Source organism: Nitrosomonas sp. (assembly GCF_040256045.1).
Classification (GTDB): Bacteria; Pseudomonadota; Gammaproteobacteria; order Burkholderiales; family Nitrosomonadaceae; genus Nitrosomonas.
This window is the reverse complement of sequence record NZ_JBDZWD010000047.1, coordinates 12,322-19,905: the sequence shown is the minus strand read 5'-3', so window position 1 is coordinate 19,905 and position 7,584 is coordinate 12,322. Positions and strand designations below refer to the sequence as shown.

The 7,584-nt window shown below is 47.9% G+C and carries 7 protein-coding genes; 1 reads left to right on the top strand and 6 read right to left on the bottom strand.

Annotated elements, in window-relative coordinates:
- Positions 1–116 precede the first annotated feature (116 nt).
- From ABUL11_RS08940 to pstS, 6 genes are all read right to left on the bottom strand, one after another.
- Positions 117–509 carry a hypothetical protein gene (locus ABUL11_RS08940; protein WP_350283509.1) on the bottom strand — a complete coding sequence of 131 codons (393 nt, stop codon included), beginning with the start codon at positions 507–509 and terminating at the stop codon, positions 117–119.
- Between the two features lie 515 nt (positions 510–1,024).
- On the bottom strand, positions 1,025–1,717 hold the full coding sequence (locus ABUL11_RS08935; protein WP_350283508.1) for a hypothetical protein: 693 nt from the start codon (positions 1,715–1,717) through the stop codon (positions 1,025–1,027).
- 128 nt (positions 1,718–1,845) lie between these two features.
- Positions 1,846–2,649 carry a phosphate ABC transporter ATP-binding protein PstB gene (pstB, locus tag ABUL11_RS08930; protein ID WP_502890044.1) on the bottom strand — a complete coding sequence of 268 codons (804 nt, stop codon included), beginning with the start codon at positions 2,647–2,649 and terminating at the stop codon, positions 1,846–1,848.
- 33 nt (positions 2,650–2,682) lie between these two features.
- Positions 2,683–3,573: a phosphate ABC transporter permease PstA gene (gene pstA / locus ABUL11_RS08925; RefSeq protein WP_350283507.1), complete on the bottom strand. Its 891-nt coding sequence runs from the start codon at positions 3,571–3,573 to the stop codon at positions 2,683–2,685.
- Positions 3,573–4,538 (bottom strand): phosphate ABC transporter permease subunit PstC, encoded by a 966-nt coding sequence (gene pstC, locus ABUL11_RS08920; RefSeq protein ID WP_350283506.1) that lies wholly within the window; start codon positions 4,536–4,538, stop codon positions 3,573–3,575. The genes pstA and pstC overlap by 1 nt, the downstream gene beginning before the upstream one ends.
- A gap of 80 nt (positions 4,539–4,618) precedes the next feature.
- On the bottom strand, positions 4,619–5,644 hold the full coding sequence (gene pstS, locus ABUL11_RS08915; protein ID WP_350283505.1) for a phosphate ABC transporter substrate-binding protein PstS: 1,026 nt from the start codon (positions 5,642–5,644) through the stop codon (positions 4,619–4,621).
- A gap of 856 nt (positions 5,645–6,500) precedes the next feature.
- On the opposite strand from pstS, the gene ABUL11_RS08910 reads away from it, so the two are divergent.
- Positions 6,501–7,584 (top strand): Ig-like domain-containing protein (locus ABUL11_RS08910; RefSeq protein ID WP_350283504.1); only part of this gene is annotated, 1,084 nt, incomplete at its 3' end.

The following is a 7,584-nucleotide window of genomic DNA, read 5'->3' as shown; positions in this document are numbered from 1 at the left end:
TCGCTACGGTCAATCTCCAACCCGCTCGCGACTGAAAACAGAATTATTCAGAGCGAACTTATTATTTTGCAAAATACCCACCAGCTTCGCCGTGTACTTAAATATCGTTGTACCCACTACAATCCAGGCCCCTTCTGTCCACTACGCTGACGGGCCTGGATTTCAAAGTAGTTATACCAGTAAGGATTCCTGCCCCGAAGTAATTGCCACAAGCTAGAAGCCGGGTACGCAAGAAAGAACAATACTCCCCATACCTCGTACTGCCTGACGTGCTCCAGTTCATGAGCTCGAGAATACTCAAGGGCGGATTCGTTCAAGCCAAGAACCACATGTCCAAAGGTAATAGCCCAAAATGGGAAGAAAGGTATCGGATTACCATATCCAATCGAGAACTCCAGAATACCGGATACTTGTCGTACCGAGCCCCCGATCAGCAGCAGGAATAAACCACAGCACAGCCCGAACAGGGAACAAGGTGCTACCCAGATGTACTTCAGCAGTCTTACCATAGCGGCGATCCCACACAGACAACCAGCATAGCTGAGAGGCATCCTGTTGAACAATGGGTTAAGTTCGGATACATGCTCGACATAGCTGATGTAAGAAGTCTGTTAGCAATAGTGTGTATTTATATTGTACCCCGATGCTATAGATCGATTTCTTGAAGGCTGCGTATATATGATCAGAACTGTGACTCTGATCGGCAGATAGGTATACCGCAGATAGATCAGTAAGTGCAATCCCGAGATCCAAACGGGTATATCGAGAAAACTACAAAGGCTCCACAGAACAGGACCTGCATGGGTTCATCGAAATTTCTGCAGGAAAAAGACTGGCTAAAAAGAAGAAGCAGAACGTCAACTACTACCAAATGTACTCACGACAACCTTTCCCGCAGGCCTAATTCCAATTCTGAGTCAAAACTTACTTTGTCGGCTTCCCCTTGCCGTATTGTTCATACTGTCTGCGGCTCGCCTTCTCGTCATTTTTGATTTGGAAATAGAATAAGCTAATACACTTTAAATCAATGGACTCCATTTTTGGCAGCACGCCGCAACTTTCTGAGAAGAAACTTCGACGACGATTGTTCTTCGAGGAAGTCAGCATATTTTTTCTTGATCTTTGGCAATTGGAATAGCGCCGAAAATCCATTTTTTGGCATACGTCGTATCACTGACGCCGGATAAAAAAAAGCGACTGTATTGCTGGTCGACAGCACGAAAGGTGGCAGGCCTTCCCGCATCAACAGAAAACTGACAATAAGCGAACCACTACGGTGATTCCCCTCAATAAACAGCTGAGGTTTGCTGAGAATGCGCACAAAAGTACCTGCAGCCCGCTTCCATACGGATTCGTTACGATGCAAGTTGTACCACTCTAACAGGTCGCGTATACCACCTTCATCGTTGTCAAAAAACCGTGAACTGGTCATGGCTATATGCCGGGCAAATTCCTTGCGCCGTTCCGGATCAACCCCACACAATACCGTTGTATTGATCTCGATCATCCAATCGACTTGCTGCAGATCGAACAAATCGACACCTTCGGTGATAAGCCGATCAATTAGCGCATACCCCTGTAACATGTTATCGCAAACAATATTATCGAAAGGATCGCGTTGTTCATCAAGTTGAGCATTCAGCGATTCAAATTGTGCCTGCACCTCATGCAACGATTTTTTTATAGCGCCCAAGTCGAGGATACGACAGGAATCCATTGTGGTGAAGTGAAGAGTATTTGGAAAATTGCATCTGGATCAGCAGTCACGGTTATTAGTCCGATCGATTCCATTGAAGCATGCAGCAGAACTAATTGAAGCTTGATTTATTTTTCTCTCACTCAAGCTTAGCTGAATTGTCCGCTAATATAATCTTTGGTCAGCTTTTCGCGTGGATTCTCAAACAGTCGAGAAGTCGGTCCAATTTCTACCAGATATCCTGTCCGAGACCCTTGCGAGATATCAACGGAGAAGAACGCAGTAGTATCAGCAACACGCGTTGCCTGCTGCATGTTATGAGTTACCAAGGCGATGGTGTAATCCTTCTTCAATTCGACCATCAATTCCTCGACTCGACGGGTGGCGATTGGGTCTAGCGCAGAACACGGCTCATCCATCAACAGTACTTGCGGTTGGGTAGCAATAGCACGGGCAATGCACAAACGCTGCTGCTGGCCGCCGGACAGTGCCAGGCCGCTGACCTTGAGTTTATCCTTGACTTCATCCCACAACGCTGCACCCTGCAACGCATGTTTGACTCGGTCACCAATATCGCCTTTATAACGATTGAGGCGTAAACCAAAGGCAACGTTGTCATAAATACTCATTGAAAAAGGATTGGGCTGCTGGAACACCATACCAATGTAACGACGCACGACCACAGGATCAACACCCTTGCCATAGACATCTTGCCCCATGAACTGTACATGCCCGTCGAAACGGAAACCATCCACCAAATCATTCATTCGGTTAAGACTGCGCAGGACAGTGCTCTTACCGCAACCGGAAGGCCCAATAAAACCGGTGATTTTATTCTTTTCAATCGGCACATGGCTGTCGCGCACGGCCATGAAACCGCCATAAAAAATCTTATCTAGTTTGCAGTCCATTACCAAGGTAGCTGGCTGGATATTCGGACTTATCTGCTGCATCAATGTACTCATAAAATTCGCTGCCTCCTACATTCAAAATTTCGGTTTGCCAAAAATCCGATTGATGACATTGATAATCAGCACAATCACCACTAATACCAGTGATCCTGCCCAAGCAAGTTCAAGCTGGTTATCAAACGGCATACCTGAAAAATTGTAGATTAATACGGCCAGTGAAGCCGTAGGGCTCATGACGGCCAGATGACCTTCCTGGAGTAACCAGTAGTTGCTGAACAGTGCTGTAAAAAGCAGGGGAGCAGTTTCTCCGGCCGCCCGTGCAACCGCCAGCATCACACCCGTGAGTATGGCGGGCAGTCCGGTCGGCAATACGATTTGCCAAATCACCTGTGTACGAGTGCAACCCATGCCATATGCGGCATCCTTCATGATTTTTGGAACCATTTTCATGGATTCCTCAGCGGTCAACACGACAATGGGCAGCATCAACACCGCCAGCGCCACACCCCCGGCAGGTGCTGAGTAAGTGCCGGTGGTAATCACAACCATCGCGTAGGCGAAGACACCAGCCAGGATCGAAGGTACACCGGCCAACGTCTTCGCCAGGAAACGAGCGACGAAAGCAAGCTTGCTTCTTGGCCCCAGCTCAGCTAAAAAGATAGCTGCCAGAATGCCCGCCGGGATTGCGATCAATGCTGCGATACCTACCATAAAGAAAGTACCAACGAGTGCATTACCGAATCCTCCACCCATTTCGAAACCTGCTGGTGGCAGTTCGGTAAACACTTCCAGATTGAGGCGAGCGCCGCCACGGGTAATCAACATATACAACACGGAAAACAAAGGTACACTGGTCAGTATCGCACTGAACCATATCAATCCACTCAGTACCATGCTGCGTAATGTTCGGCCTTCAAACTTACGCTGCAGACTCGGAGTCGACCCGGAAAGAGGCGTTTCATTCATCACTTTATTCCACGTTGAGCGTACGTAATTATCATCGAACCCAGGAGATTGACTACCAGGGTAATCAACATCAGAACCAGGGCAGCGTACATCAGCACTTCAATTTCGTTTGGCCCCGCCTCGGGAAAATTCAATGCCAGCAGAGCAGCCAGCGTATTCGCCGGTGCAAACAGAGAAAGCGAAATCTGGTTCGAATTGCCTACCAGCATAGCCAGCGCCATTGTTTCACCCAGCGCTCGGCCCAAACCCAGTACCAGAGAGCCGAAAATACCGGTCATCGCCGCTGGCACCATGACTTTGAGAATGGCTTCCCAGTGAGTCGTCCCCATACCATAGGCAGCCTGCTTGGTTTTTAAGGGAACAGAACGCAAAGCATCCTGAGATACAGCAGCAATGGTCGGCAGAATCATAATGGCCAGTACCAGAGAGGCAGGCAATAAGCCCGGACCACTCAGCGTAGAACCGAAAAATGGAATCCAACCCAATGACTGATTCAGTTCATCGGTCAGCGGACGTATGGCTGGAATTACCACAAAAATCCCCCATAACCCGTATACCACGCTGGGAATCGCTGCGAGTAATTCAACAATGGTGCGGAAGACGGCGGCCAAGCGTGCAGGCAGAAAATCTTGTGTCAAGAAAATTGCCATACCGATCCCAAAAAAGCCGCCGATCAGCAGTGCGATCAGAGAGCTATAGAGCGTACCCCAGATCGCTGGAAGAATACCGAATTTCTGTTGGCCAACATCCCAGACTGTACCGGTGATCATGTCAAGCCCGTGTTTCTGGATGCCTGGAAACGCCTTGATACCAATTTCCAAAACCAGTGCTGCCACCAGGGAAATGATCAGGATGACACCCAAGCGCGCCAACATACGGAATGTTCGATCAATCAGCACATCGGAAAACGATGGCGGCCGGCAAATGGAATCCGTATCAATATTATGCGCAAAAGGCTTCTTCATAAGGATGATCCGTTTAATTTGTAAATACTTTTTACGAAGCGGAGATTGATACAATTCTTCCTGTTCAATGAAGCCTTGATTTAGTTGATATTGGCCGCAGCCTTGCGAACGCGATCAACCACCGATTGCGGCAACGGGATATACCCCAATGCATCGGCCATCTTTTGCCCTTCGGTGAGACTAAATTCGATCATATCGCGCATGGCTCTGGCTTTATTTTTATCGCCATTGTTTTTGCGGAAAATCATCCATGTATAGGTCACGATGGGATAAGATTTTGCACCCGCCGGATCCGGCTCCCATGCAATCATGTCTGCGGGGATCTTGATGGCGACCAAGGTCTCAGCGCTATTACCCGGTGCTACAAATTTGCCTTCCTTGTTCTGTAACAATGCGGATTCGACCTTGGCCAGTTTTGCGTAGCTGTATTCAATATAGCCGATGGCACCGGGTGTTTGGCGTACAGTAGCGGTCACGCCATCATTTTTGGGCGATTTGATGAATTGGTTGGTCGCGGGCCAGTTGACGGTATTGCCTTCGCCAAGCGTGCTCTTGAATTCGGCACTGATAGCGGACAGATGCTTAGTGAAAACTGCGGTCGTTCCACTGGAATCGGCACGTACTACGACCGTAATCGGCATGTCAGGAAGCTTGATATCAGGGTTGGCTGCAACAATCTTGGGATCATTCCATCGGGTGATTTTGCCGAGAAAGATGCCGGGATAAACATCACGCGGCAACTTCAGGCCTACCGGATTACCCGGAAGATTGTACGTAACGATGATTTCTCCCGCAGTCATGGGCAGAAGCTGGACACCTTCCGGAACCTTATCCATGTCTTCCTGCTTCATCGCCGAATCGCTCGCTGCAAAATCGACTGTTTTATTTAAAAAGTCTTGTACGCCGGCGCCACTACCCTTGGATTGATAATCTATGATGAGATTAGGATTGGCTTTGTTGAGGTTCTTGAACCAGCCAAGGTAGATCGGCGCAGGGAAACTCGCGCCGGAACCGGTTAGCCGAACTCTGTCGGCTGCGAAAGAGGCAGAAGACATGGTTAAAGTAACAACAGCAGCAAGGACAGTATATAAAAATGTTTTCTTCATGAGTTCCCCCTATTTATGATGGCTTTTGCATTCTATGGAGTACTTGTTACATAAATATTGCAATTAATTGGTTAATCTGACAGCTTTGAAATGACATTCACCAGATCCGGAACAGCAGAGTTTTTCCTGGATTTTGAAGAAATTCAAATTTCCGAGAAGAGGATGTCATAAATAATCAAAATAAATCCCTCCCCAAAGCTTATAAATCATCTGTTTGCCTAATTCAGGAGCAAGGGTATACCTGAAAATTGACAGAAACCTGGAAATCAGCATCTCTTAACTGGAGCGCTGTATTAGGAAATATCGGGAAAAATAGTAACGGGCAAACATTCAGGGGTAACGACAAGCTGACTCCGAACAGCAGGACATCAGAAAGCCAAAATCTGAAAACGGCTGAAATCTGTTTCAAACCTAGGATATTAAGGGCAATAAAGGCTCAATTCACACCCATTGAGTATCAGGAAACCAAAGGATCCAGATCCTGATTGGTTCATCACCTACTTTCCCTAACTGGCTTTAAGAGCTTGACGCTCAGCACCTTAACAATGGCGCTGAATATCATCGACATAGGTATATGTCGCACTTCTTTCCGCCTGATAATTGATGTAGTGCATGTCTTTGTTTTACGACAATAATGCATAAATCCTGCTACGTCACGAAGCTTCCGCATTTCAGAAAAATGTGTTGAGGACTGGGCAAAAGGATGAACCTGCTCAGCAGATAACTCTCAACTAACCTCTCATATCGAAGAAAAACGCAATAAACAATCTTCTTCTCTGCCGTTTATAGCTTTAATCAACCAGTAGCATACATTGTCAATCCAGCTTAATGACCATCCATAATAAGGAGTTATTTCATGGCTTCCTCGACTGTCCTTAGTCAACATATTAATGTTCCCGTTGAGGTCAATGCAGAATATGCCATCGCTCCAGACAATCCCGCGAATTTTTTACTAGCAGTTCGCAAAGAAGATATATCCAATTACTCACGTGTCGGTAATGATCTAGCGATCCAGTTCAAGGATGGCCATGCGCTACATATTCAAGGCTTTTTCAGCTTAGGTAAGACAATCAATAATCTGATTCTGGGGGAGGATAACAGTCGTTTTCTGGTTAATTTTCACAATGCCATGAGTGATACGGGCGATGGCATCGTTGAAACCTCTATCATTTACGAACCCATTCAAGACGGTACAGCCACCATAGCTTTGCTGGGCTTGCTGGGAGCAACCGGCATCGGGATCGGATTTGCGGCGGCCGGTGGTGGTAACGGAGATCACCCGATGATGCCTCCGCCCGCCCCCACTCTGACAATCACAGGTAACGGCCAGCCTGTTCCAGACGGCCAATCCACTAACGATACCTTACCTACTCTGTCCGGTACGGCTAAACCTGGCAGCGCAGTCACGGTTTATGACAACGGCCAGGCCATAGGCACTACCCCCGTGGATAGCAACGGCAATTGGAGCTTCACTCCAATCCAGCCTTTATCTGACGGCAATCATAGCTTGTATGCCGTTGCAACCGATAACACAGGAACCAGCGAGCCTAGTTCCTCCCTGACCATAGAGATTGACAGCATTGCGCCCGCTACGCCAAGCATTGATAGTGTGATGGATGATATTGGCATAATCACGGGTGCCATCATGGCGGGCGGTTCTACAGATGACACGACCCCCACACTCTCCGGTGCTACCGAGGCCGGTGCCACGGTATCCATCTTCAACGGTGACAGATTACTTGGCACCACCACGGCTGACACGAGTGGCAACTGGATCTTCACGCCGCCTTCGCTCTTAAGCGAAGGTGTTCACTCCCTGACCGTGATAGCCACTGATGCAACAGGTAACTCATCTGATCCAAGCGCTAGTTTCACCTTAACTATCGACACCACCGCACCCACCTTAAACATCACCGCCACCGATCTGGTTCTGGCAGCCG

Coding starts and splice junctions, on each gene's coding strand:
- pstA (WP_350283507.1), bottom strand. CDS start 3,573: ATGAATGAAACGCCTCTTTCCGGGTCGACTCCGAGTCTGCAGCGTAAG.
- pstS (WP_350283505.1), bottom strand. CDS start 5,644: ATGAAGAAAACATTTTTATATACTGTCCTTGCTGCTGTTGTTACTTTA.
- ABUL11_RS08940 (WP_350283509.1), bottom strand. CDS start 509: ATGGTAAGACTGCTGAAGTACATCTGGGTAGCACCTTGTTCCCTGTTC.
- ABUL11_RS08935 (WP_350283508.1), bottom strand. CDS start 1,717: ATGGATTCCTGTCGTATCCTCGACTTGGGCGCTATAAAAAAATCGTTG.
- pstB (WP_502890044.1), bottom strand. CDS start 2,649: ATGCAGCAGATAAGTCCGAATATCCAGCCAGCTACCTTGGTAATGGAC.
- pstC (WP_350283506.1), bottom strand. CDS start 4,538: ATGAAGAAGCCTTTTGCGCATAATATTGATACGGATTCCATTTGCCGG.